The organism is Corallococcus sp. M7, from assembly GCF_054512695.1.
Genome location: NZ_CM137252.1, coordinates 4,842,568 through 4,865,897, shown reverse-complemented (window position 1 = coordinate 4,865,897; position 23,330 = coordinate 4,842,568). Strand labels below are relative to the sequence as shown.

The window sequence follows — 23,330 nt, the reverse complement described above, 5'->3', positions numbered from 1 at the left end:
TGAAGATGGCCCTCCCCGGACTCGAACCGGGACGCGGGGTCAGCCGCAGCGGATTTTGAGTCCGCCTCGTCTACCAATTTCGACAGAGGGCCCCTTGGGTGTGAGCGAGGCGGCCGAACGTATATCGCGCCTTCGGTTCGTGTGCATCCGAAGATTGCGGCTGTCCACGCACACCGCTAAAGGGGCAGCGCATGTACAACCTCCTCATCTCCCTGGCCGTCGGGCTGGCGGTCGGCGTGCTGGTGAAGTTCGCCGGCGGCTTCTCCTGGTGGGCCGGCATCGTGCCCGGCGTCATCGTCTTCTTCGCCACCTACATCGTGCTCGCCCGCCGGGTCTCCACCCGGGTCCAGGCGCTGATGACGACGGTGCAGAAGGATCTCCAGGGCCAGCCCGCCAACCAGAAGGAGGCCCAGGGCCGCGTGGACCGGGCCGTCCAGACGCTGGAGCAGGGCTTGGTCTGGGACAAGTGGCAGTTCCTGATCGGCCCGGAGATCCACGCGCAGATCGGGATGCTGAAGTACATGATCAAGGACCTGGACGGCGCGAAGCCCCACCTGGAGAAGGCCAGCGGCCGCAACTACATGGCCAAGGCCATGGAGGGCGCCCTGCACTTCCGCCGCAACGACGTGCCCGCCATGAAGGCCTCCTTCGAGGCCGCGGCGAAGAGCGGCAAGAAGGAATCCATCGTCTGGGCCGTGTACGCGTGGTGCCTGCTGCAGTTGAAGGACAAGGACAGCGCCCAGCGCGTGCTCGCGCGCGGCGTGGAGCAGAACCCCTCCGACGAGAAGCTCAAGGGCAGCCTCGCCCAGTTGCAGAACGACAAGCGCCTGAAGATGAAGCCCTACGAGCCGCTCTGGTGGCAGTTCGGCCTGGAGGCGCCGCCGATGATGCCTCCCCAGGGTGGCGGGCGCCGCGTGCAGTTCACCCACCGGCGCTGAAGTCCCGGTGGAAGTGATGGCCCGGCGCCACCGCAATGGCGCCAGGGCCCGCTTCCGCTGCTCGTGGCAACCCCGTCGATGGCGCCGCTTCGAGCGCGCGCTTCCGGGGAGTTCCCAACGGATCAGCCGCTCCCTCCCACCCGGGGGCACGGGCTCCCGAGCGGCCCGCGTCCGGCAATTCCTACCGTGCGCATGGGACTTACGCTGCAACGTCTTCCGGCTGTCTTGTTGGCTGTCTCGCGGGCCCCCATGCAACCCCCTGAAAAGAGGCCGTCGCGTCCGTGAAGCGCGGGGCACAGGGCTTGCTCTCGGGCAGGGGCACGCGGGCGATCGGAACGGATGGTTCCCAAAGCCCCCGCGGAGGCGGACGGGCTTGGCAGCCGGAGGTCTCGGGTGAAGTTTGGATGGGTGGGTGGGTGCTTGCAGAACGAGGCGGCGGCGGGTGCGCGTGGGGCGCAAGGGCGTGGGGAGCACCTGGAAGGGCGTGGCGCCCGAGACTTTCGGCCTGCCATTTCGGGACAGGCGAGCGGAGCGAACCAGTTCATGGAACGGCACGGCCGCAGCAGTGAGCGCGCGCTCCTGCTCATCATCGAGGACGACACCGGCGTGCGCGAAGGCCTGATGGACCTGCTCGCCCCGCGCTTCGACGTGCTGGCCGCATCCGACGCGGACGCGGGCGTGGAGCTGGCGCGCGAGCACCGCCCGGACCTGGTGCTGTTGGATCGCTTCCTGCCCTCCGGGGATGGGCTGGCGGTCTTGGAGACGCTCCAGGGCGACGTGCGCACGGAGACGGTGCCGGTCATCTTCCTCACGGGGGACGCGGACGAGGCGACCCTGGAGCGATGTCTGGAGATGGGCGCCGTGGACTTCATCCACAAGCCGGCGAGCTCGCGCGAACTGCTCGCCCGCATCGACCGCGCGGTGCGCCAGAGCGAGCAGCAGCGCAAGCTCCAGGTGCTGGCGCAGACAGACGCGCTCACGGGCCTGGCGAACTTCCGGGCGCTGTCGGTGCGGCTGGAGGACGAGTTCAAGCGCGCCCAGCGCTACGGCTACGCGCTGAGCGTGGTGGTCATCGACCTGGACCACCTGAAGGCCATCAACGACGGCATGGGCCACGACGTGGGCAACCGCGCCATCCTGGCCCTGGCCACGCTGATGCAGGGCAACCTGCGCGAGTCCGACTTCGCGGCGCGCTTCGGCGGGGACGAGTTTGTCGTGCTCTTGCCGCACCAGACGTCGCTGGAGGCCGCGGTGTTCGCGGAGCGCCTGCGCTCGGAATTGCGCGGCGTGAACGTGCAGCGCGGTGACGGGCGCCCGGCGCCCTTCGGGTTGAGCATCAGCGTGGGCGTGGCGGACCACACGGCCGACTCCCCGCGTGAGAGCACGGAGGCCTTGCTGAAGGCGGCGGACGCCGCGCTCTACGAGGCCAAGCGGGAGGGACGCGACCGGGTGGTGGTGTACGGCCAGTCGGTCCACTCGCCCGCGGCACAGCGGCACTGACGGCGGGAAGGGAACGAGGGCGCGCGATGAGCGGGACCAGCAAGCTGGCGAGTGGTTCGAGGGTGGCGATCGTCGGCGGTGGCATCGCCGGAGCGGGGCTCGCGGCCTCTCTTCTCTTCAACGGCCGCGCTCGTGGCGTGGCCCTGGACGTGCGCGTCTACGCCGGGGGCACCGAGGAGCGCACCGCGCCCCCTGCCCTGCTCACGCCGGAGTGCCGCTCGCGGCTCGCCGCGCTGGGCTGCCGGATTCCTCCGGAGTGGCGCGCCCATGAGCTGCGCGGCGTGGAGATCATCTCCCAGGGCGAGCGCGAGCTGCTCCCCTGCGCGGCCGGCGGCCTGTGGGTCGTGGACGGCTGGCCCAAGGGCGAAGGCGGCCTGGACATGGTGCGCCACGTGCTTTCCACGGCGGCCAGCGCGCAGGGTGCCCGGTTCGTGAACCGCCACGTGGAGCGCGTGGAGCGGCAGGCGCCCGCCCCGGACGCGCCCACGGCGGTGCGCAACGCGGGTCCCCTGGTCGTCCGCGCGCAGGGCAGCGGCGAGCGCTTCCACGCGGTGGCGCTGGCCGCGGGCGCGGGGCCTCTGCTGGGTGACGCCTTCTTCAAGGGCTTCAAGCCGGCGCCGTCCATGCCGGCGGTGCAGGCGCGCATCACGGGCGGGATGCCGGGCCGGGACCTGGCGCCGGTGGCGCGGCTGTGGGTGGCGCCGCTGCCTTCCGTGGACGCGCTGTTCCTCATCCCGGGCGCGTCGTCCGTGTACGCGCTGGCCTTCGGCGCGGCGGTGACGCCCGCGGACCTGTGCCAGGTGCTGATGATGGCCGCGCGCGACGGCCTGCTGGACGAGGGCTTCGAGCTCACCGCGCTGGAGACGACGCGCCTGCCCTTTGGCCCCGGCCGCACGCTGGTGGCGCCCGGGCAGCTGGTGGTGGGCCCCGCGGCCTTCGGCCACCCGCTACAGGTGGGCCTGTCGGAGACGCTGGCGTCGTGCAGTCGCGCCGCGGTGGCGCTCTTGGATGGTGGGCTGGACGCGCCGTCGCTGGAGCGCCGCTACGTGCGCGACGGGCTGGGCGAGCTGATGGAGGACGCGGCGGCGGGAGCGCGCTCCATCACCTGGCTGCGCCGCGCGGGGAAGCGCGCTCCGGCGGCGTTCGTCGCGGCGCGCGCGAAGCATTCGGCGGGCGGCGTGTACGGCGGCGGCGTCTTGGGGTTGAGCTCCCCCACTCCGCTGGGCCTCCTGTCCGCGGCGCGCTGGTCGGGCGTGCGCGAGGTGGTGGGCTCGTGGCTGCGCACGCCCATCGAGCCCGTGCCCACGCTGGTCCCGGAGGTGGAGCCGGACCTCTACTACGTGGTGGACGACGACGCGGACACGCGCGAGGCGCTCACGCTGCTCTTGGAGAGCACCGGCGCGCGCGTGGTGTCCTTCGCGGACGAGCTGGCGCTGTTCTGCGCGGTGGCGCGCCGTCCGCCCACCGCCATCCTGTTGGACGTGGTGCTGCACTGGGTGGACGGCCTGCGTCTGTGTGAAGGCCTCAAGCAGCACCCGCTCACCCGCGACACGCGCGTGCTGGTGATGAGCGGCCTCAACCGTCCGCACGTGCGTCAGCGCGCGCTCGACGCGGGCGCGGAGGCCTTCCTGCCCAAGCCGGTGAACCCGGACCGCCTCCTGTGCCAGCTCACCGGCCGCGTGCCGGACCCGCTCGGCTCGCCGCGTGACGTCATCCGGCCCGCGGTCGCGGAAACATTTGGTGAAGACCGTTTTGCGTCCTGACACCTACCTGCACGCAACCACAATCACATCGACGGGATAATCCCTACAAAAGCATGAAGCTTCGCACTTCATGCTCCATCCAAAGGGAATCCCTCATGCTCGCCTCGAAGCTCTTTCGCGCCGGTCAGTCGTCGTCCCGTTTGCTCAAGCACGCGCCGGAGATCCAGCGCACCTTCTCCACCAAGGTCCCGTCGCAGGAGGAGGTGCTCAAGGCCCGCGCCGATCAGAACCGGATCAAGTTCCAGCAGCACGACGTCATGACCGACATCATGAACGGCCTGGATCGGCGCGACGGCGGCAACAACCAGCTCGCGCCGCGCCTCCGGCCGGACGTGGAGCTGACCCGCCGGGACAACTTCCCCTTCAACGAGATCCAGCCGAAGTACGACACGCCGAAGTCGGCCATCGACCGCGACGGCAAGCTGCAGCCGGTGGACGCGAAGGACCGCACGGTGACGCTGACCGCGCACGTGGACGGCGCGAAGGAGACGAAGGCGCACTCGCCCTACACGTCCTTCAGCGGCGTGCCCGTGGGCGTGGATGGCCAGGCCACGCAGAAGAAGCTCGTGGACAACCCGGACTACGGCAAGAGCCGCATCGTCCACAACCCGGCGCACGACGCGAAGGGCGGGGACGTCTTCGATCAATTCGACATCCAGCGGGACATCCGCACGTCCACGCACCCGGACCTGGACGAGACGGCCGTGAACCGCAGCCAGCCCGGCAAGCCGGTGTGGCAGCCGGAGCCGCACGAGCGGCCCATCCTCGCGGACGTCGGCGTGGATCCGACCAAGGGCAGCTTCACCTACCGCGAGCGCGCGATGATGAACTCCAAGCGGGATCAGGAGTACCTGGTGCGCGGCACCATCCACGAGTTCACGCTGGAGCGCCCGGACGCCAAGGGCGACCTGAAGCACGTGTCGCGCGATCAGTTCGCCGACCAGTTCGACGACGCGCACAAGAAGACGAAGTAGGCCGCGTACCGGTCCTTCGCTGAACACCCGCGTTGGACCTGGACCCGGGGTTGTGGGGTGTGCTCCTGGTGCACAGGGTGGGCACCCCATGACCTCTTCCCGCCTCTTCGCAGGTGCCCTGCTGTGCCTGTCCGTTGCGTGCTCGGACAAGACGACGCCGAACACCGGCGATCAAACGCCGCTCGACGTCTCCATCCCCACGCCCCAGGTGCCGCCGAAGGAGGACGCGGTGCGGGCGGTGACGGTGCCCAACAACCTGGTGAAGCCCGCGAAGCAGCCGTTCGGAGCGGAGCGCCTGGCGCAGCTGCGCGTCCCCGCCGGCTTCCAGGTGGGCGTCTTCGCGCAGGGGCTCACCAACCCGCGCAAGCTGGCGGTGCGCCCCAGCGGCGCCGTCTACGTCACCGAACGCGAGGCCGGCCGCGTCACCCTGCTGCGCGACACGAACGGCGACGGCGCGGCGGATCAGCGCGTCGTCGTGGCCAGCGGCCTGGGGACGAAGAACACGGGCGTGCACGGGCTGGCGCTCCAGGGCGACCGGCTCTTCATGATCACGGACAAGCAGGTGTTCGTCGCGCCGGTGAACGCGGACGACACGCTGGGGGCGCCGACGCTCCTCATCGACCGGCTGCCGGACGCCGGGCAGCACCCCAACCGGACGCTCGCGTTCGGGCCGGACGGCAAGCTGTACGTGTCCGTGGGCAGCACGTGCAACGCGTGCGCGGACGCCAATCAGGAGAACGCCACGCTGCTGCGCTTCGAACCGGACGGCACGGGCCGCGCCGTGTTCGCGAAGGGGCTGCGCAACACCATCGGGTTCGCGTGGCATCCCGTGTCCGGACAGCTCTGGGGCATGGACCACGGCTCGGACTCGCGCGGGGATGACTACCCGCCGGAGGAGCTCAACCGCATCCAGGAGGGCGCGGACTACGGCTGGCCGTACTGCCTGGGCAAGCAGGAGCCGGACGCGTTCCTCAGCCAGGAGCCGCCGGACATGCAGTCGCGGCCGGAGTACTGCGCGAAGACGCAGCCTCCGGCGCTGGAGTACCAGGCGCACTCGGCGCCCATGAGCCTGACCTTCTACACGGGCACCCTCTTCCCCGAGGAGTTCCGGGGCAACGCCTTCGTGGCGATGCGCGGCTCGTGGAACCGCAACCCGCCCACCGGTTACAAGGTCGTCCGCGTACGCTTCGACGCGCAGGGCACGCCCACCGCGTTCGAGGACTTCGCGACGGGCTGGCTCGGCGCGGATGGCACCACCCAGTTCGCCCACCTGGCCGACACGGTGATGGCCGCCGACGGCTCGCTGCTCGTCACGGACGACGCGAACGGCGTCATCTACCGCATCGGCCACCCAGGCTGAACTTCACCCGCCGATATCCATGGTTCACTCCGAGTGAATGGGCGCCAGGGGTGTCCCCCTGGTGCTCAGGCCTCCACGCGATGCAGTCCCCGCCGCAGGATGAGCGAGCCGGACATCATCGAGATGCCTCGGAAGAAGACGGCGAGCCCCACCATCGTGCCCACGAGCCACACGGAGGACGCGGGCCACTTGGCCATCACGCTGAGGCCCAGGACCAGGGAGATGAGGCCGTAGGCCAGGTCCCATCCCCACTGGAAGTAGCGGTCCATGACGGAGGTGATGACGTGGAAGAGGCCGCTGGCGAAGAAGTAGCCGGCGATCAGCAGCGTGAGGGAGGCGAGCCCCGCGGCCGGGTACATGACCGTGAGGATGCCGACCACGGTGGTGAGGACGCCTCCCAGCATGAAGGACCAGAAGGCGCTCCGGCTTTCGCTGCGTGAGCGGATGGCCGCGGCGATCTCCAGGACGCCGCCAATCACCAGCATCATCCCCACGAAGAAGATGGTCACCATGCTGGTGAAGAACGTGGCGCCCAGCAGCACGACCCCCGCGATCGACGTCAGCAGGCCCAGGAGGAAGGGGCCGCCCCACATGGCGGAGGCTCCCCGAGGGGGACGGTCCGGCCGGGTCTCCGGCGCGCGTTCGACGTTCGTTCGCATGGCGATCTCCACGGTGATGGCTGCCCGCCTCGGGCCCTCGGCCGCCTGTCGGTCCGGGAGTGGACGTGGTGGGGGTAGCGCTTCCTCATGGAAGATGGGCGCGCGACCGGGCGCGAACAATCGCCGCCGCCGGACGAAATGAGGCGGAGCGGCGAGCAGGGGCCAGTGCGGCCTACCGCGCCCGTGGGGCGGGACGGGCGTACGGCGGCGACAGGAACACCGCGCCGGGCTCCTTGCGGAACCAGGTCAGTTGCCGCTTGGCGTACCGCCGGGTCTCCTGCGCGGTGTCGGCGATGGCCTCCTCGCGGGTCATCCGCCCCTCCACCACGGCGCGGGCCTGCACGTAGCCGACGCTGCGCATGGGGGCCGCGTCCGCGTAGCCCTGCTCCAGCAGGACCCGCGTCTCCTCCACGAGCCCCCGCGAGAAGAGCGCCTCCGTGCGCGCGTTGATGGCGGCGTAGAGCGCCTCGCGCGGCGGATCCAACACGTAGAGCTGGAAGGGATAGCGGTCCGGCGCGAAGGCGTGGGCGCGGCGGAACTCGGACGCGGGCACGCCCGTCTGCGCGTGGATCTCCAGGGCGCGGACGACGCGCACCAGGTCCTGGATGGGCAGCTTCGCCGCGGTCTCCGGATCCACCTCGGCCAGCCGGCGATGCACGGCCTCCCTCCCCTGCTCCGCCGCGAGCGCCTCCAGCTCCGCGCGCAGCGAAGGCAGGGCGCCGGGCGCGTCCACCACGCCGTGCAGCAGGATGCGCAGGTACAGGCCAGTGCCGCCGACGACGAACACCGGCCGGCCCCGTGAGGCGATGTCCGCGATGGCCGCGTCCGCGCGGCGCTGGTACTCGGCGGCGGAGAAGGGCTCGAGCGGATCCACGCAGGAGACCAGGTGGTGCGGCACGGCGGCCAGCTCCTCGGCGGAGGGCTTCGCGGTGCCAATGTCGAAGGCGCGGTACACCTGCTGCGAGTCCGCGCTGACGATCTCCCCGCCCGCGTCGCGAGCCCAGGCGATGGCCAACGCCGTCTTCCCCGACGCCGTGGGTCCAGCGATCACCGTCAACGGCACCCGCGTCTCAGCCACCAGCGTCCGCCTCCCACGCCCGCTGTAACGCAGACGCGCGGCGAGCGCGAGCCCCCGCCCGGATCACCGCTCCCAGCCCGGCTCGCCCCAGGCTCCCGGAGGCGGCCCGCGCCGAGGTCACGCGACCGACCTTCCGCCGCATCCAGCCGCGCAGGCATCCGCGCCACCACACGTGGCGGGAGGGCTCCACGGACGACAGCATGCGTCAGGGCCTTCCCGCCGCATCCAACCGCTCCCGCACCACCCACGCCGCGCTGGCATCCCGCGCGAACACGAGCCGGGCGGTCTCCACGGACGACAGCACGCGTCCGGCCGCGCCCACCAGCGCCCCCCGGCCCGAGGGCGTGGGCTCCGGCAACAGCGCATTCAGCAGCAGCACGCGGGCCACCTCCCCCGCCCCCTGCGCCTCCCACCGCGAAGCCGCGTCCCAGCCCAGCGTACCCACCGCGACGAGCGACGCCTCGGCGGTCCGGACCGGCACGTTCCAGGGCGTCCCCGCCGCGCGCCACCCACCACCCTCCACGGGCCACACCGCCACCAGCTCATCCGCGAGCACCGTCCCGCCCGCCTCGCGCCACAGCCCGCCCAGGGTGCTCTTGCCCGCGCCGGAATGCCCGACGAAGAGCGCGGCCCGGCCCTCGTGCACCAGCCCCACTCCGTGGATGAGCAGCCCGCCACGCTTCGCCAGCGCGGACGCGAGCATCACCTTGATCACGTTCTCCACCGGGTACCGACCGGATCCGATGACGTCCGCGTGGCACCGGTCCGCGGAGAGCACCGCGGAGTATCCGGAGCCCTCCACGCGCAGCGTCCCGGAGTCATCGGGCGTCAGCCGGGGCAGCTCCTGCACGGTGGGCGGAGCCTGGGGGCTGGGAGGGTTCCGCATCACCAGCCGGGCCTCGGGAGCCACGTCATCCGGGGCGGCGAACGCCCCGAACACGCGCCGGACCAGGCCGGCGCTCACCGCGTCTTCCACATCGAGCGCCACGGTCCACCCGGCCAGGGTGATCCGGAGCGCGCCGTCACGGGGACCCGGTAGAGGGTCCCCGCCGTTCACGGCATGCACTCCGATTCGCCGGGGATGGTGCACATGGACAGCTGCGCCAGCGCGACGAAGGGCTGCTCCCACAGGATGGCGGGAGGCACGTACACGGCGGGCGCGGCCGACGGCTTCGGCACGGAGGGACCCGAGGGAGGCTGTGAAGGGCGTTGGCTCACGTGATGGCCCACCTAGAACGGCACCGGGAAGGCACAGATACGACCATCCTCGGTACCGACATGCAACCGGCTTACGGTGTGGTCGATGGTCGGCGTGCCGATCTTCTGCGCCGGGCCCACGGTCACCTGCCCGGTGTCCGTCCCGTTGTTCTCCAGCTCCAGCTGGTGGACCGTTCCGTCCGAGCTGCCCACGTAGACGCGCGGCACGCCGCCCGCGTTGAGGGTGAAGGAGCCGGACGGCCCCGTGATGGGCGTCGTCCAGATCCACTTCGGAACGTTGGTTTCGTCCGCGACCTCGTAGCGCTCCACCGTGTTGTTCGTCCGGCTCACCACGAAGCCCCGGCCCTGGGGCCGAGCGAAGTGGCTGAACGTCCGCTGCGAGGCGCCCTCCACCTGGACGGTCCACACGACGGCGTACGTGGACGGGTTCACGCCATGCACCCGGCCGTCATTGGCGGTGACCAGGATCTGGTTGCTCGTGGCGTTGCGGACCACGCCGAACTCCAGATCGCCCAGCTCCAGCCGCGCCACCTCCGCGCCCGTGAGGCTGTTGAGCACGCGCAGCGTGTACGTGCTCACGCCCGACGTGGTCGGCACGTAGAGCCGGTTCGTCGTGTAGTCCACCAGCATGCCGCCGCTCACCATGCCCAGGTCCCCGGGCCGGTAGCGCCAGATGAGCGCGCCGGTGGCCGCGTTCAGCGCGACCACCTGGTTCTGCGCGGACGAATTGCGCGTGGCGAAGATGGCCAGGTCCACGTTCGAGTACGTCGTCCGGTACTCTGGGTTCGCGTAGTCGAGCAGCTGCGTCACCGGGAACGAGCTGATGTTCCCCAGGCCCAGCGTGGTGTTGCGCCACAGGAACTCGCCCGTGGCCGTGTTGAGCACCGCCGGCACGCCGGTCTGATCCCCCACGACGATCCACTGCTGCCCGGGCCGGCCCAGCAGCGGCACCACCGGGAAGCGCGTGGCGATTTTCCCCGCCATCTTCACCGGCCGGAAGCGCTCGGCGCCGTCCTCGGAAGGGTTCGTGACGTTCGTGAGCGTGGCCACCACCGAGTCGTTGAAGGAGCTGAAGATGCCCACGCCCAGCTCCGTCACGGGCTGCAGCGTCGTGTCGAACCCCGTCGAGTAGCACCACAGCGGGTTGCCCGCCACGCGCGCCCGGGGCGTGGCCAGAAGGCCCACCGAGGTGGGCTGGTTGCCCGGCCCGTACCGCATCTGATCATCCGCGTTGAACACGCGGTAGTAGTACGTCGTGCCGTTCGTCACCGCCGTGTCCGTCATGGAGGACGCGGAGCTGAACTCGTCCACGTAGGCCACCGTCGCGTTGCCCAGCGCTTCGCCCAGCGCGTAGCGCACGCCGCTCGTGGGCGCGGTGTTGGGCGTCGCCCCTTCCGCGCGCAGCACCAGGGTGCCGCCGTGGTTGAAGGGGTTGTCCCAGGTGAGCGTCACGCTGCCGTCGCGGGCCACGCCCGTGAGGCGCCCCACGTCCGGGGCCGCGGTGACCGCGAGCAGCGTCATCGTCGCCTCCACGCGGATGCGCGGATCGTTCCAGCCCTGGTTCAGCTCCATCCGGTGACGGAACGCCGTATCCGCGGGGACGGCGGTGAAGCCCGAATAGGTGATGCGGAAGGTGGCCTCGCCGCCCACCGGGATGCCGGACTCCGACTCCCAGTAGTAGCCGCTCGTGTCCGTGTAGACGTTCCAGCTCCCGAACGGCTGCGGCCCCGACGCGGCCACCGCGAAGTAGTTCACCGCGGGCTTGAACAGCTTCACCTCGTAGATGGGCAGCGTGCCCCGGTTCTGCACCGTGTACGCCACCGTCACGGACGTGGCCGCCGTGGACACCGTCTCCTGGCTCAGCCGCACGCGGTGCTCCACGATGCGGCCCTTGCGAGCCGTGACCGGGTCCCCCGCCACTGTCGAACCGTTGAGCGTCCCGTCCACCTGCGCCTGGAACTGGTAGCTGGCGCCGGGCGAGCCCGAGACCTGGTAGCGCCAGGTGAACTGCGCGGAAGCGCCCGGGGCCAGCTGCGCCACGCTCTCCGGCGAAGGCCCGGACACGAGCGACGCCGTCGCGCTGCCCAGCAGCACCGGCGCGCGCGGGCGCACCTGCGTGTACGTGTTCGTGGTGGACGTGTTGAAGACGATCAGGCGCAGCGTCACCTGTTCCGCGCTGAACGCGTCCACGATGTCCATGTCCGCCGCCGCGACCAGGTTGCCCACGTTCGCCAGGGGCGAGTCCACCAGCGGCGCGTTCGCGGTGCTCGTGCGCGCCCGGACGCGCGCGGCCACGGCGCCGGCGGCGGTGGGCCGCAGGTTGACCGCGAAGACGCCCGCGGAGCGCACCGCCACGGACCTGCCGCCGTCCTTGGTCACGGTGGTGAGGGGCACGCTGCTCGTGGAGGTGGGGTTGTCCACGGACACGGTGGCCGCGCTGCTGCCGCGGTTCTCCACCACCACGCGCGCCATGGTGGAGCCGTTGACCGCCAGCACGCGCGGCGCCAGCGTCACGTTCGCGGCCAGGATGCTCCGCGTCCAGGGGGTCATGTTGTTGACGTTGTACGTGTAGCTCCTGCCGTCGCACTGGTCGCGGGCGTACGTGCCCGCCATGAGGCGCTCGGTGGTGCTGTCGGAGTTGCGGTTGGCCGGGTCCACCACGCCCAGCACGAAGCGCGCGGACTGGTTGTTGGCAAGGCCCCGCCCCTCGTCCACGCAGCCCCGCGTGGACTGGAAGGTGATGCGCCGCTCGTTGGCGTCGATGTACTCGACCTTCCAGTGCGGGTTCTCCTCCGCGGGCAGGCCTCCCAGGAGCTGGTAGCCCGTCGGCAGGACGAAGGACACCTCCGACACGCGGGAGTCGTTGGTGGACGTGCTCGTGTTCGTCACCTCCAGGACGAGGTCGGACGCGTCCTCCATCACCACGCGCGCGACCGTCTCCCCGGTGGAGGGGACGGGGCGCACGGACCAGGTCGTCTGGGAGAAGCCCACCGCGGGCAACAGCACGGCGAAGAGCGCGAGGATGCGGACGTTCATGGCGTGCCTCACGTCACGGCTCCAGGGTGAAGGACGTGGCGGCCAGCTGCGCCCCATCCAGGAAGAAGCGCACCTGCCAGGTGCCCGTCATGCGCGTCATGGACACCGGCGTGCCCGCGACCGGCAGCGAATAGCGCAGCGTGCGCGTCTCCTCCGGCGGTGCCACCACCGTCGCGCTCCGCTTCTCGTACGGACGGCCGCCCGGCGCGATGAACTCCACGTCCACCAGGCCCTTGTTCCGCACGCCGCTCACCACGAAGTCCACGTCCACCTGCTGCACCTGGGACAGAGGCGTGGGCTCCGAACCCACGCCCACCACCTCCGCGCTCCCGGTCGGGGGCGGCAGCGGCGCCGGAGGCGGCTCCTCCTCGGGAGGCGGCTCTTCCGGAGGCGGTTCCTCAGGGGGCGGCTCTTCGCCCGTGGGGGCCGGAGGCGGCGGCCGGGCCACGCTCCCGCCACCGGCCAGCACGTCCGTCGGATCCACGGGGGCGGAGGAACCGCTGCCCTGCCCCGGCTTCACGGCCGAAGGCGGCGGCAGGGGGGACACCCCTTCCGAGCACGCCGACAGCACCATTGCACCCGCCAGCACGGCCACGAGCGCCCGCATCATGTCTCCTCCAGAGGCGCGGCACCGGCCGGCGCGCGCACTTCGTCCAACAGCCCCCGCCGCTGAAGCTCCCCCAGGAAGCGCAGCGTGTCGGTCAGCACCGGACCGACGTCGGTCGAAAACTCGGAAGCCACCTGCTCCGCCACCGCCCGGGCCGTGCGCTGTCCGTCGCACAGCGCCCAGATGCGCGCCGCCGTGGGGTTGAGCCCGCGCAGCGTGCGCCCCTCCGCGTCCAGCACCAGGAAGTCCGCGCCGAAGCCCTCCCCCGAGGTCCCCAGTCGCCGCCGGGGAACGCTGCCTTCCTGAAAGCTCATGCGCGGCCCGTCCTTCCCAGCCACGCGGCCACCTGGCGCTTCAGCGTCGCGCGCCAGCGGCCCAGCCGCCGCGGCCCCACGTCCCAACGGTCCATCTCCAGCAGCGCCCCGCCCCGGCGCACACGCCGCGCACGTCCCAGGATACGGACGAGAGGCAGCGGCGGATCTTCCACGCCGCCATTGTCTCCGCGAAGCGCGCAGACGCTGCCGTCGCACCACCGCACCCGGTGCAGCACCAGCGAGGACTCGAAGCGCGCCAGCACCACCTCACCCGGACGCGGCGCCTCCACCAGCGGCTCCACCTCCGCCACGTCCCCCGCGCGCAACGACGGCCACATGCTGTCCCCGGCGACAGGGATCCAACGCAGGCCATCGATCACGGAAACGGGCTGGGGAGCGCTCGACATGACGGACGGAATTCTACTCCACCCTCTCAATGTCCGCGAATCTCTGAAGCCTCAATCCCCCAGCGATTCCCAGGACTTACGATGCTTAACACCTTTACTCCTGGGTTTTCAGGGAAGACGGGCCGCCCCCCTCCCCTCCGGCCTGGCGCGTCATGCCGGAGGGGCGTGTTGGATCAGGCCGTGGGGGCCGGAGCCGGGGCGTCCGGCTGCGCGCGCACGGTGGCGGCGACGCTGTCGAGCGCCACGGGGACGGGCTCACCGCCCGCCATGGGCTTGAGCTTCGCCTGGCCCGAGGTGCGCTCCTGCTCGCCCAGCACCAGCGTGAAGCGGGCGCCGGACTTGTCCGCGCGCTTCATCTGGCTCTTGAGGCTGCCGCCGCGCGTGTCGAAGTCCACCTTGAGGCCCTCGCGGCGCAGGCGGCTGGCCAGCTTCAGGCCCTCGTCCTGCGAGCCCTCGTCCGCCACGGCGATGAACAGGTCCGGCCGCTGCGCGAACGTCTTGCCGCTCTCCTTCAGCAGCAGCACCAGCCGGTCCAGGCCCATGGCGTAGCCCACCGCGGGCACGTCCGGCCCGCCCAGGCTCTTCATCATCTTGTCGTAGCGCCCGCCGCCGCCCACCGTGCTGGCGGTGCCCAGCGCCGGGTGCGAGGCGATGAACTCGAAGACGGTGCGCGTGTAGTAGTCCAGGCCGCGCACCAGCCGGTGATTCACCACGTACTTGATGCCCAGCACGCCCAGCTTGCGCTGCAGGTCCGTGAAGTGCGCGCGGCACGGCTCGCAGAGGAACTCGAGCACGTTGGGCCCGGCCGCGGCCACCGCCTGGCACTTCTCGTTCTTGCAGTCCAGGACGCGCAGCGGGTTGCGCTCCAGCCGCTGCTGGCAGTCCGCGCACAGCTCTTCGCGGTGCGCGTTGAGGTACTCCACCAGCTTGGCGTGGTACGCGGGCCGGCAGTTGTCGTCGCCCAGCGAGTTGATGTTCAGGGTGACGTCCGTGAGGCCCAGCGCCTCCAGGAACTGCACCACCACGTCCATCAGCTCCGCGTCCTGCGCGGGCTCCCTGGCGCCGTAGGCCTCCGCGCCAATCTGGGAGAACTGGCGGTAGCGGCCCGTCTTCATCCGCTCGTAGCGGAACATGGGCCCCATGTAGAACCAGCGGGTCACCGGCTCCTGGTTGTTCACCGAGTGCTCGATGTACGCGCGCGCCGCGGGCGCGGTGCCCTCCGGACGCAGGGACAGGCTGCGGCCGCCCTTGTCCTCGAAGGTGTACATCTCCTTGCCGACGATGTCCGTCTCCTCGCCCACGCTGCGCACGAAGAGGGCCGTGTCCTCCACCATCGGCGTGCGCACCTCGCCGTATCCAAAGCGGCCGAACAGCGTGCGCGCGGTGGACTCGACGAACTGCCAGATCTCGATTTCGCCCGGCAGAAGGTCGTTCATCCCCTTCACGCCGTTGATCTTCTGGCTCACGTGATGACTCCGATACGCGTGCCCATGCGCACCACCGCCTCGGGCTGCATGCTGTCGTCCCAGCGCACGCGGCCGGGCTCGAAGCAGAGGATGACGGTGGAGCCCATCTCGAAGCGGCCCAGCTCGCCGCCCTTCTCCACCGGGATGCCCGTGCTGTAGCTGTGCACCTTGCCGGGCTGGCCCACGTGCGTGGTGATGTCCTCGTAGGACGCCTTGATGCGCGACACGCAGGTGGCGCCCACCTTCACCACCGCCACCTTGCCGGCCACGGTGTCCAGGTACGTGACGAGCCGCTCGTTCACGCAGAACAGCGACTGCTTGTTCTTCACCGACGCGGGGTTCACCGGCCAGAACTCACCCGGGATGTACGCGTACCCGGTGATGGTGCCGCCCAGCGGCGAGTGGATGCGGTGGTAGTCGCGCGGGGACAGGTACACCGTCGTCCAGGCGCCGCCGTGGAAGGGCTTCGCCGCCTGCGCGTCGCCCAGGAGCTCGTCCACCGTGTACTCGATGCCCTTGGCCTGCAGGCAGCGGCCGTTGTCCGCGTAGCCCACCTGGGACACCCGGCCGTCCACCGGGGACACGACGACCTTCTCGCCGGGGTCCACCGGTCGCAGCCCCGGCTTCAGGCCGCGGGTGAAGAACTGGGCGAAGGTCGGGTACTTCTCGAAGGCGTGCTCCGCCTCCTCCATGTCCACGTTGTACGCCTTGGCGAAGGTGCGCATGGCCCAGTGGTGCACCGGCGCGGGCGCGGGCAGGCGCGTGGCCAGGCCCACCGCGGAGGACACCGCCGACTTGGGCAGCACGCGCATCAACTTCATGAAGGTCTGTTCGTTCATCGAAGGTCGTCAGCTCTTGAAAGAGAGAGGTTCAACGCCCGCCATCGTTCGCGGGCACCGTGCCGCCGTCCTCATAACGGCGCACGGTCCGCATGGCGCTCTTGGGTAACAGCGCCAGCACACGGCCGTCTTCAATCACCAGCGCGGAGTCCCGGTGGCTGGGGTACCGCAGCTGGCAGGACGCCCGGTCGCTCAGCGTCCAGGTGTCCCGCAGCCCCCGCCCCTCCACCGTGACGGGCGTGCCGCGGCCGAAGCAGCCCTCGAAGCCCGCCACCAGGTCGGCGGCCGGGGTGCCCATCTGGGGCCCGGCGATCACCCCGGCGTCCCCCGGCCCGGCGTCCACCGGCTCGGCCGCCGCGGGCTCGGCCTGGCGCGGGAAGTCCGTCGAGGAGGGGTCCATCGTGGGCAGCGAGCCGGCGTTGGCCACCGCGCGGCGCTGCTCCTCCTGCGCCGCCTGCATGCGCGTGCGGCCCGCCTGGATGCGCTGGAGCAGGTCCTGGGACGCGGCGGAGTCCACGCTGTCCGCGGGCACGCGCTGGAGCTGCGCTTCAATCTCCCCGATGGAGGGATCCAGGTACGCGCCGTCCAGCTTCTGGGCGTAGAGCGCCGTCCACCGGCGGCTGGCCTGCTCGAACTCGGGCGAGGGCGGCGCGGGCGAGCGGCTGCACCCACTGACGAAGAGGAAGGCTGCGAGGCCAAGACCCATGAAGGGCCGCATCGGACGGGGGACCTGGGGGCGCACGGCCCCGGTTTATGCCACCTTCCGTCCGGCCGCGCCCCTTTTCCGCATGGGGGGCGGCAGGCCTGGCCTACACGCCCAGGAACAGCCGCTTGCCGAAGTTGAGCGCCAGGTCCGCGTCGAAGATCTTCTGCGCGGAGGTCTCGATGTCGTACTCCACGCGCAGGTACTCCACCGTGCGCGCGTCCGTGTCGCAGATGACGAAGCAGGCCCGGTTGTCGTAGTCGCGCGGCTGGCCCACGCTCCCCACGGACACGATGTACTTGTAGCCCTTGCGCAGCACGAACTTCTGCGCGACCACGTCGTTCACCTCGCCGTTGCCAATGGCGAACGCGCGGCACAGGTGGCTGTGGCCGATGAACGTCACTTCCGGCAGCTCCGCCACGTACGGCGTCAGCTCCCGCGCCTGCTCCAGCGCGAAGATGTACTCGTACGCCTTCGGGTCGATGGGCGACCCGTGGCAGAAGCCCACCTCGCCGATGCGGTACGTGTACGGGAGGCTCCTGAGCCAGGCCAGGTTCTCGTCGGAGATGACGTTGGCGCTCCAGTCGAGCGCGTGCCGGGCGGCGTCGTAGTAGTACGAGTAGTCCATCCGCCCCGCCACCGCGGCGTCGTGGTTGCCCAGGAGCGTGATCTCCGCCACCGAGCGCACCAGGTCACAGCACGGGTTGGGGGACGCCCCATAACCGACGATGTCCCCCAGCGACACAAAGCGGTCCACCTTCTGGTGCTCCGCCACCCTCAGCACCTCCGTGAGGGCCTCGATGTTGGAGTGGATGTCGGAGATGACGGCGATGCGCATGGGGACCCTAGGGGTGGGCTTGCTGCTGGGAGATGATGCGCCGCAGACTCGTCAGCGCGTCCGCGTCCAACGCTTCGAATCTCAGGCCCATGCCCGGGGGACGGCCGGCGGGCTGCTCTTCCTGCCGCAACCAGACGACCGTGGCCTGCGCCTGCAACTGCGTGTCCGTCGCCTGCTGGGTGAGCCGCACCTGCGTCCGCGTCCCCGCCGCCAGCGGGGTGCTCGTCCTCAGGAAGAGGCCGCCCTCGCTCAGGTTGGCGATGCGTGCATACAGGGTCACGTTCTCACCCTCGCACCAGCAGCGCAGGTGGGTGCCGACCCGCGCGTGCTTTCGATTCTCGCTCAACCGGGGGGACCTCCCGACGTGAAACTTCCCGTCCACGTCGGCGCTGAAAAAGGACGTCCGCACCGGATTTATTCATCCACTGCGTCCGCCCGAGCCTAGGGAGGGTGGGTGCGGCCCGTCAAGTTCCACACCGGGCCTTCCGTCCCCTCGCGAGCGCTCCCCTACCCGCCCAGCGGGCCCAGGTCGTCGAAGTGGGTGAGCTTCTTGAACTCGGCGAAGCGGGCGTGGATCTCCGGGCGCTGCACCTCGCGCAGGCGCTCCAGGCTGAACTTCTCCACGGTGAAGGAGGCCATCACGCTGCCCATGACCATGGCCTTGCGCAGCACCTGCTGATCCACCTTGCCGCCGGAGCTGGCCAGGGTGCCCATGAAGCCGCCGGCGAAGGTGTCACCCGCGCCGGTGGGGTCGAAGACCTCCGACAGGGGGAAGGCCGGGCAGGCGAAGATGTGGTCGTGGTCGAAGAGGAGCGCGCCGTGCTCGCCGCGCTTGATGACCACGCGGGACGGGCCCATGGCCAGGATGGCGCGGGCGGCCTTCACCACGTTGTGCTCGCCGGACAGCTGGCGCGCCTCCGCGTCGTTGATGAAGAGCAGGTTCACGCGCTGGAGCGTCTTGAGCAGCGCGGGGCGGCTGCCCTGGATCCAGAAGTTCATCGTGTCCGCGGCCACCAGCTTGGGCGCCTTCACCTGGTCCAGCACGCGCGACTGGAGCTCCGGGTGGATGTTGCCCAGGAAGACGTAGGGCGTCTCGCGGTAGGCGGCCGGCAGGTTGGGCGAGAAGGACTCGAAGACGTTGAGCTGGGTGTCCAGCGTCTGCGCCTCGTTGAGCTCCCAGCCGTACTTGCCCTTCCAGCGGAAGGTGCGGCCGGCCTCACGGGTCAGCCCCTCCAGGTCGATTCCGCGCCCGCGCAGGAACTGCAGGTGCGACTCCGGGAAGTCCTCGCCAATCACCGCCACCAGCTGCACGGGGCCGAAGAAGGACGCGGTCGTGGAGAAGTAGGTGGCGGAGCCACCCAGCACGTCCTCCTTCTTGCCGAAGGGCGTTTCCAGCGAGTCCAGCGCGATTGAACCGACGACGAGAAGAGACATGGAGGCTTCTTCCTGGGGGTGACCCGGCGCGCGTACGGCTTCGCGTCAGGGCACGGCGCGTTCCAGGGGAAACCCCGTGCCCGTGCCGGGTACGACACCTTCCCGGCAACGTCAAGGGGACAACGGTCTAGAACGCCGGGACGCCCGTGGTGGCGATGAGGGCCTTCAGGTCGTCGTCGGTGAAGAAGAAGCCCGCGCCGAAGAAGAAGTCGCGGCCGGCGATGAGGCGGCGGGTGGCCGCGTCACGCTGCTTGGCGTTGAGGATGTCGTCCATGCCCGCCATGACGAACAGGTGGTCGAACGCCTGGGCGCGCAGCGTGGCGCGCAGGCGCGGGTAGCGCAGCTCGTCCGCCGTGAAGTTGAACGCGTCCATCTTCAGGGTCAGCGCGTCGTCGAAGAGGTGCAGGTCCGCGCCCACACCGCCCGTGGATTCAATGAGGCCCACGCGCAGGGTGGTGAAGTAGTAGCGCTTGGCGAACTGGAGGCTGATCTTGAAGGACTCCTTGGTCACCTTCTGCGTCTGGATGACCGGGTCCCCGTCCGACGGCGGGTTCGTCTGCACCACCTGCGTGCTGACGGAGCCGCGCGGGTCGTCGATGATCTCCAGCAGGTAGTACTTGTCCGGCTTGGGGATGAGCCGCAGCGACAGGCCATTCTTCGACGCGCCCTGGGACACCAGGTAACTGCTGAACAGGCCCACCTCCGTCTGGAGGGTGCTCAGGCGGGTGGCGAACTCGCTGACGTCGGTGACGGCCTCGCTGAGGCGCTGGCCCAGCTGCTCGTCGGTGAGCAGCGCGCCCGCGGCGCCCTCGCCGTCCTTCACCTTGCGGGTGATGTCCTCCAGGTTGGCCAGGGTGTTGTCCAGCCGCCCCAGCGTCTGCTTGAGGCTGGAGACGCTCTCCTTGAACTCCCCTTCCCCGCTGCCCACGATGTTCTTGACGGTGCCCAGCACCTCGCGGACGTCCTGGGTGATGCGCTCCACGTTGGTGACGATGCGCGTCACCTCCGCGCCGTTGCCCTGGGTGATGGCGCGCACGTCGGAGGACACGCCCTCCACGTTCGCCATGATGGTGTCCAGGCGGTCCGTGTTGCGGCGCACCGTCGCGTCCACCGAGTCCGACAGGCGGACCAGGTTCTCCACGATGCGCTCCAGGCTGCCCGCGCCCTTCTCGCCGCCCAGCACCTCGCGCAGCGCGCCCGTCACCTGCTGGATGTCGGAGGTGATCTGCGACAGGGACTCGAAGACGGCCTCCACGCCCTGGGTGTCGATGACGCGGCGGATCTGCCCGCCGTTCTCCAGCTCAGGCGCCTGCTCCGTGCCCGGGTTCAGGTCGAGCAGGTAGTCGCCCAGCAGGGACTCCGAGCGCTTGGTGACCGCGGCGTCCTGGCGCAGGTCCACGCCCTTGCGGATCTTCAGCCAGATCTTCGCGCGGGTGCCTTCCAGACTGATGTCACTGATTTCGCCGACGGGGATGCCCGCGATCTGCACCCGGCCGCGGACCGCCAGGCCGGACGCATCCCGGAAGTAGGCCCACACCTGGGTGGAGTCACTGTCGCTCAGTCCGCCCTTCTTGGCGAACAGCACGAACGTGATGAGGAATCCTCCGGCGGCGAGGACCAGCAGGCCAACACGGAAGGGCGTGACGAGCTTCTTCACCTGATGTGACTCCGAGCGCTACCACCGGCCGCGCGCGACTCTAACGATTTGCATGCCGGGTGCCAGCTTTTCATGAAGGACTGGAATCCTTGGGGGACCGGATTCCCTACCTGAAGGTCCTAGTTCTTGCCGAACCACGTCTGGAGGAAGACCTGGACGGCCGGGTGCTGGGACTCCCGCAGCTTCTCCGGCGGACCGTGTTCCACGATGACGCCCTTGGACAAGAAGGCGATCTGATTGGCCACGTTGAAGGCGGACGCGATGTCGTGGCTGATGACCACGCTGGTGACGCCCAGCTCCTTCTGCGCGGTGAGGATCATGTCGTCCACGGAGTCCGTGGTGATGGGGTCCAGGCCGGTGGTGGGCTCGTCATAGAGGACGACCTTGGGGTCCAGCACCACGGCGCGCGCCAGGTCCACGCGCTTGCGCATGCCTCCGGACAGGTCCGCGGGGAAGCGGCCCTCCACCTCGCGCTTGAGCCCCATGAGGTCCAGGCGCTTCCTCACCTGGACGCGGATCTCGTCCTCGGACAGCTTCGTATGCTGGCGCAGCGGGAAGGCGACGTTCTCGAACACCGTCATGGAGTCGAAGAGCGCGGCGGCCTGGAACACCATGCCGAAGCTGCGGCGCACCTGCTGCAGCCCCTCCACGCTCATGGGGACGATGTCCTGCCCGTCGATGATGACCTTGCCGCTGTCCGGCTTGAGCAGGCCGATCATGTGCTTCATCAGCACCGTCTTGCCGGAGCCGGAGCCGCCCAGGATGACGCAGGTGCTGCCCGCGGGCACGGTGAGGTTGATGCCGGTGAGGACCTTGTTCCCCGCGAACGTCTTGTGCAGGTCCACGATGTCGATCATGGCCCGCTGGGAGTCGGCAGCTGTCGGAGTCCGGGGGTCCATCAGTGCATCAACATGCCGACGATGAAGTCGAGGATGAAGATGGACAGCGCGCTCGCCACCATGGCTTCCGTGGTCGCCTGGCCCACGCCCTTGGCGCCGCCGGACGCGTTGTAGCCCTTGTAGCAACAGATGAGGGCCACGGAGAGGCCGAAGATGGCGCCCTTGAGCAGGCCCTCGTAGACGTCCGCTGGCGCCATCCACTGCTGGGTGCGCGAGAGGAAGGTACCGGGGGAGATGCCCAGGCCGAAGACGGCGACCACGTAGGCGCCCGTCATGCCCGTGGTGTTGAAGAGCATGGTGAGCGCGGGGACCATGAACAGGCCCGCGAGCACCCGGGGGACCAGGAGGTACTGGACCGGGTTGACGGCCATGGTCTCCAGCGCGTCCACCTGCTCGGTGACGCGCATGGTGCCCAACTCCGTGCACATGGCGGAGCCGGCGCGCATGGTGACCATCAGCGCGGCGAACACGGAGGCCAGCTCTCGCGTGAGCGTCAGGGCCACGGTGGGGCCCACCAGGCTCTCCGCGTCGAACAGGGCGAAGGCCGTGGACGTCTGGAGGGCGAACACCATGCCGGTGAAGGTGCCGGTGAGCCCCACGATGAAGATGGAGCCCACACCCACGAAGTCCAGCTGGGTGAAGAGGTTGTGCAGCCGGAACGGGCGGCGCACGCTCCAGCGGAAGACGTCCAGGCCCAGGGCCACCACTCCGCCAATGCTGCTGACGACGTCGATGATGCCCTTGCCGAGGCCCTCCACCGACTGGGTGAAGGCGCCGGTGATCCGGTTGGGTTTGCTGGGGGTCTCGGTGGTCATGCGTTCAGGCGGGCGACTCTACGTGCTCCGGACGGCGGCACAAGGGAACTGAGCGCGGGCCCATCCCACCCCCACCTCCATCGGCTGGTTGCCCGGAGGGCTCCCACGCGGCGCGCGGGTGGGATGCGATGGGGCTTCCTCCGCCTGGGGTCGGCCGTTATGTTGCGCGGCCCTCTTTACTTCCACGCCCGGCGCGCCCTTCTGGGAGTTGCCGGGCCAGAGCGACACGACAGCATGGCTACTCAGAAGGTCGGCGGCGAGGTGGATGCCCAGTGCACCCGCTGCAAGATGAACCTGGCGCACACCATCCTCGCGATGGTCGGTCCCAAGATCGTGCGCGTCCGCTGCAACACCTGCGGCGGGGACCACGCGTTCCGTGGCGCGGCGGGCGTCACGGACCGCCCCACCAAGGCCGCCGCGACGCGCGCGCCCCGCGCCGCCTCTTCCAGCACGCCCCGCGCGGAGAAGGTGGTCATCTCCTTCGACGAGCAGTTGGCGGGCAAGGACATCGCGAGCGCGCCCAAGTACAGCCCCAAGGACACCTACAAGGTGGATCAGGTGATCCACCACCCGACGTTCGGCGTGGGCCTGGTGACGGCGGTGCGCGGCGACAAGGTGGACCTCACCTTCCGCTCGGACACCAAGACGCTGGTGCACGGCCGGGGCGGCGCTCCGGCGGACAAGCCCGTCTTCAGTCCGCCGACGAACAAGCACACCGGCCCCGCGGACAAGCCCCAGGCCGAGCCGCCCCCGGAGGCGGACACGGCCGCTGAGACTTCCCTGTCTTCCGGGGATTGACCCGGAGGCCGGAGCGGCGGTCAACTA

At 70.2% G+C, this 23,330-nt stretch carries 23 protein-coding genes and 1 tRNA gene; 6 read left to right on the top strand and 18 right to left on the bottom strand.

The window, feature by feature from the left end:
• Nucleotides 1–6 precede the first annotated feature (6 nt).
• A tRNA-Leu gene (locus ACX114_RS19605) sits at nt 7–92 on the bottom strand.
• Nucleotides 93–191: 99 nt separating this feature from the next.
• Between ACX114_RS19605 and ACX114_RS19600 the strand changes: the two genes are divergently transcribed.
• From ACX114_RS19600 to ACX114_RS19580, 5 genes are all read left to right on the top strand, one after another.
• A complete protein-coding gene (locus tag ACX114_RS19600; RefSeq protein WP_120622117.1) occupies nt 192–938 on the top strand; it encodes a tetratricopeptide repeat protein in 747 nt (248 codons plus the stop codon).
• A gap of 543 nt (nt 939–1,481) precedes the next feature.
• The gene (locus tag ACX114_RS19595; RefSeq protein WP_459299920.1) at nt 1,482–2,438 is read left to right on the top strand and encodes a diguanylate cyclase; all 957 of its coding nucleotides are present in this window, start codon (nt 1,482–1,484) and stop codon (nt 2,436–2,438) included.
• Nucleotides 2,439–2,464: 26 nt separating this feature from the next.
• Nucleotides 2,465–4,201: a response regulator gene (locus ACX114_RS19590; protein ID WP_459299918.1), complete on the top strand. Its 1,737-nt coding sequence runs from the start codon at nt 2,465–2,467 to the stop codon at nt 4,199–4,201.
• A 95-nt stretch (nt 4,202–4,296) separates the two neighbouring features.
• On the top strand, nt 4,297–5,175 hold the full coding sequence (locus ACX114_RS19585; RefSeq protein ID WP_459299916.1) for a hypothetical protein: 879 nt from the start codon (nt 4,297–4,299) through the stop codon (nt 5,173–5,175).
• An 88-nt stretch (nt 5,176–5,263) separates the two neighbouring features.
• The gene (locus tag ACX114_RS19580) at nt 5,264–6,535 is read left to right on the top strand and encodes a PQQ-dependent sugar dehydrogenase (RefSeq protein WP_459299914.1); all 1,272 of its coding nucleotides are present in this window, start codon (nt 5,264–5,266) and stop codon (nt 6,533–6,535) included.
• A gap of 65 nt (nt 6,536–6,600) precedes the next feature.
• Here the strand turns inward: ACX114_RS19580 and ACX114_RS19575 are convergent, their stop codons facing one another.
• The 17 genes from ACX114_RS19575 to ACX114_RS19495 form a co-directional block, all read right to left on the bottom strand.
• Nucleotides 6,601–7,194, bottom strand: coding sequence for an HdeD family acid-resistance protein (locus ACX114_RS19575; RefSeq protein ID WP_459299912.1), 594 nt, complete (start codon nt 7,192–7,194; stop codon nt 6,601–6,603).
• 172 nt (nt 7,195–7,366) lie between these two features.
• Nucleotides 7,367–8,257 (bottom strand): tRNA (adenosine(37)-N6)-dimethylallyltransferase MiaA, encoded by an 891-nt coding sequence (miaA, locus tag ACX114_RS19570; protein ID WP_459300205.1) that lies wholly within the window; start codon nt 8,255–8,257, stop codon nt 7,367–7,369.
• Between the two features lie 220 nt (nt 8,258–8,477).
• Nucleotides 8,478–9,329, bottom strand: a complete 852-nt coding sequence (locus ACX114_RS19565) for a hypothetical protein (protein ID WP_459299910.1) — start codon at nt 9,327–9,329, stop codon at nt 8,478–8,480.
• The gene (locus tag ACX114_RS19560; protein WP_459299908.1) at nt 9,326–9,451 is read right to left on the bottom strand and encodes a hypothetical protein; all 126 of its coding nucleotides are present in this window, start codon (nt 9,449–9,451) and stop codon (nt 9,326–9,328) included. The genes ACX114_RS19565 and ACX114_RS19560 overlap by 4 nt, the downstream gene beginning before the upstream one ends.
• A gap of 51 nt (nt 9,452–9,502) precedes the next feature.
• Nucleotides 9,503–12,526: an outer membrane protein assembly factor BamB family protein gene (locus ACX114_RS19555; RefSeq protein ID WP_459299906.1), complete on the bottom strand. Its 3,024-nt coding sequence runs from the start codon at nt 12,524–12,526 to the stop codon at nt 9,503–9,505.
• 13 nt (nt 12,527–12,539) lie between these two features.
• Nucleotides 12,540–13,136 carry a hypothetical protein gene (locus ACX114_RS19550; RefSeq protein ID WP_459299904.1) on the bottom strand — a complete coding sequence of 199 codons (597 nt, stop codon included), beginning with the start codon at nt 13,134–13,136 and terminating at the stop codon, nt 12,540–12,542.
• Nucleotides 13,133–13,447: a PqqD family protein gene (locus tag ACX114_RS19545; RefSeq protein WP_459299902.1), complete on the bottom strand. Its 315-nt coding sequence runs from the start codon at nt 13,445–13,447 to the stop codon at nt 13,133–13,135. Before ACX114_RS19545 ends, ACX114_RS19550 begins: the two co-directional genes overlap by 4 nt.
• Entirely contained in the window at nt 13,444–13,854 is a 411-nt protein-coding gene (locus ACX114_RS19540) for a S24/S26 family peptidase (protein WP_459299900.1), read from the bottom strand. Before ACX114_RS19540 ends, ACX114_RS19545 begins: the two co-directional genes overlap by 4 nt.
• 173 nt (nt 13,855–14,027) lie before the next feature.
• The gene (hisS, locus tag ACX114_RS19535; RefSeq protein WP_459300203.1) at nt 14,028–15,290 is read right to left on the bottom strand and encodes a histidine--tRNA ligase; all 1,263 of its coding nucleotides are present in this window, start codon (nt 15,288–15,290) and stop codon (nt 14,028–14,030) included.
• Nucleotides 15,291–15,316: 26 nt separating this feature from the next.
• Nucleotides 15,317–16,159, bottom strand: a complete 843-nt coding sequence (gene asd / locus ACX114_RS19530; RefSeq protein WP_459299898.1) for an archaetidylserine decarboxylase — start codon at nt 16,157–16,159, stop codon at nt 15,317–15,319.
• Between the two features lie 31 nt (nt 16,160–16,190).
• Complete coding sequence (locus ACX114_RS19525; protein ID WP_459299896.1) at nt 16,191–16,865, bottom strand: hypothetical protein; 675 nt, start codon at nt 16,863–16,865, stop codon at nt 16,191–16,193.
• Nucleotides 16,866–16,968: 103 nt separating this feature from the next.
• Nucleotides 16,969–17,700 (bottom strand): metallophosphoesterase family protein, encoded by a 732-nt coding sequence (locus ACX114_RS19520; RefSeq protein ID WP_120526312.1) that lies wholly within the window; start codon nt 17,698–17,700, stop codon nt 16,969–16,971.
• Between the two features lie 7 nt (nt 17,701–17,707).
• Nucleotides 17,708–18,046: a TIGR02266 family protein gene (locus tag ACX114_RS19515; protein WP_459299893.1), complete on the bottom strand. Its 339-nt coding sequence runs from the start codon at nt 18,044–18,046 to the stop codon at nt 17,708–17,710.
• 161 nt (nt 18,047–18,207) lie between these two features.
• Entirely contained in the window at nt 18,208–19,134 is a 927-nt protein-coding gene (locus ACX114_RS19510; protein WP_014397093.1) for a PfkB family carbohydrate kinase, read from the bottom strand.
• A 127-nt stretch (nt 19,135–19,261) separates the two neighbouring features.
• Nucleotides 19,262–20,791, bottom strand: a complete 1,530-nt coding sequence (locus ACX114_RS19505; protein WP_459299891.1) for an MlaD family protein — start codon at nt 20,789–20,791, stop codon at nt 19,262–19,264.
• A gap of 119 nt (nt 20,792–20,910) precedes the next feature.
• Nucleotides 20,911–21,648: an ABC transporter ATP-binding protein gene (locus tag ACX114_RS19500; RefSeq protein WP_459299889.1), complete on the bottom strand. Its 738-nt coding sequence runs from the start codon at nt 21,646–21,648 to the stop codon at nt 20,911–20,913.
• A 41-nt stretch (nt 21,649–21,689) separates the two neighbouring features.
• Nucleotides 21,690–22,505 carry an MlaE family ABC transporter permease gene (locus ACX114_RS19495; protein ID WP_459299887.1) on the bottom strand — a complete coding sequence of 272 codons (816 nt, stop codon included), beginning with the start codon at nt 22,503–22,505 and terminating at the stop codon, nt 21,690–21,692.
• A 234-nt stretch (nt 22,506–22,739) separates the two neighbouring features.
• Here ACX114_RS19495 and ACX114_RS19490 point away from each other — a divergent pair, with 234 nt between their 5' ends.
• Complete coding sequence (locus ACX114_RS19490) at nt 22,740–23,303, top strand: hypothetical protein (protein ID WP_459299885.1); 564 nt, start codon at nt 22,740–22,742, stop codon at nt 23,301–23,303.
• Nucleotides 23,304–23,330 lie beyond the last annotated feature (27 nt).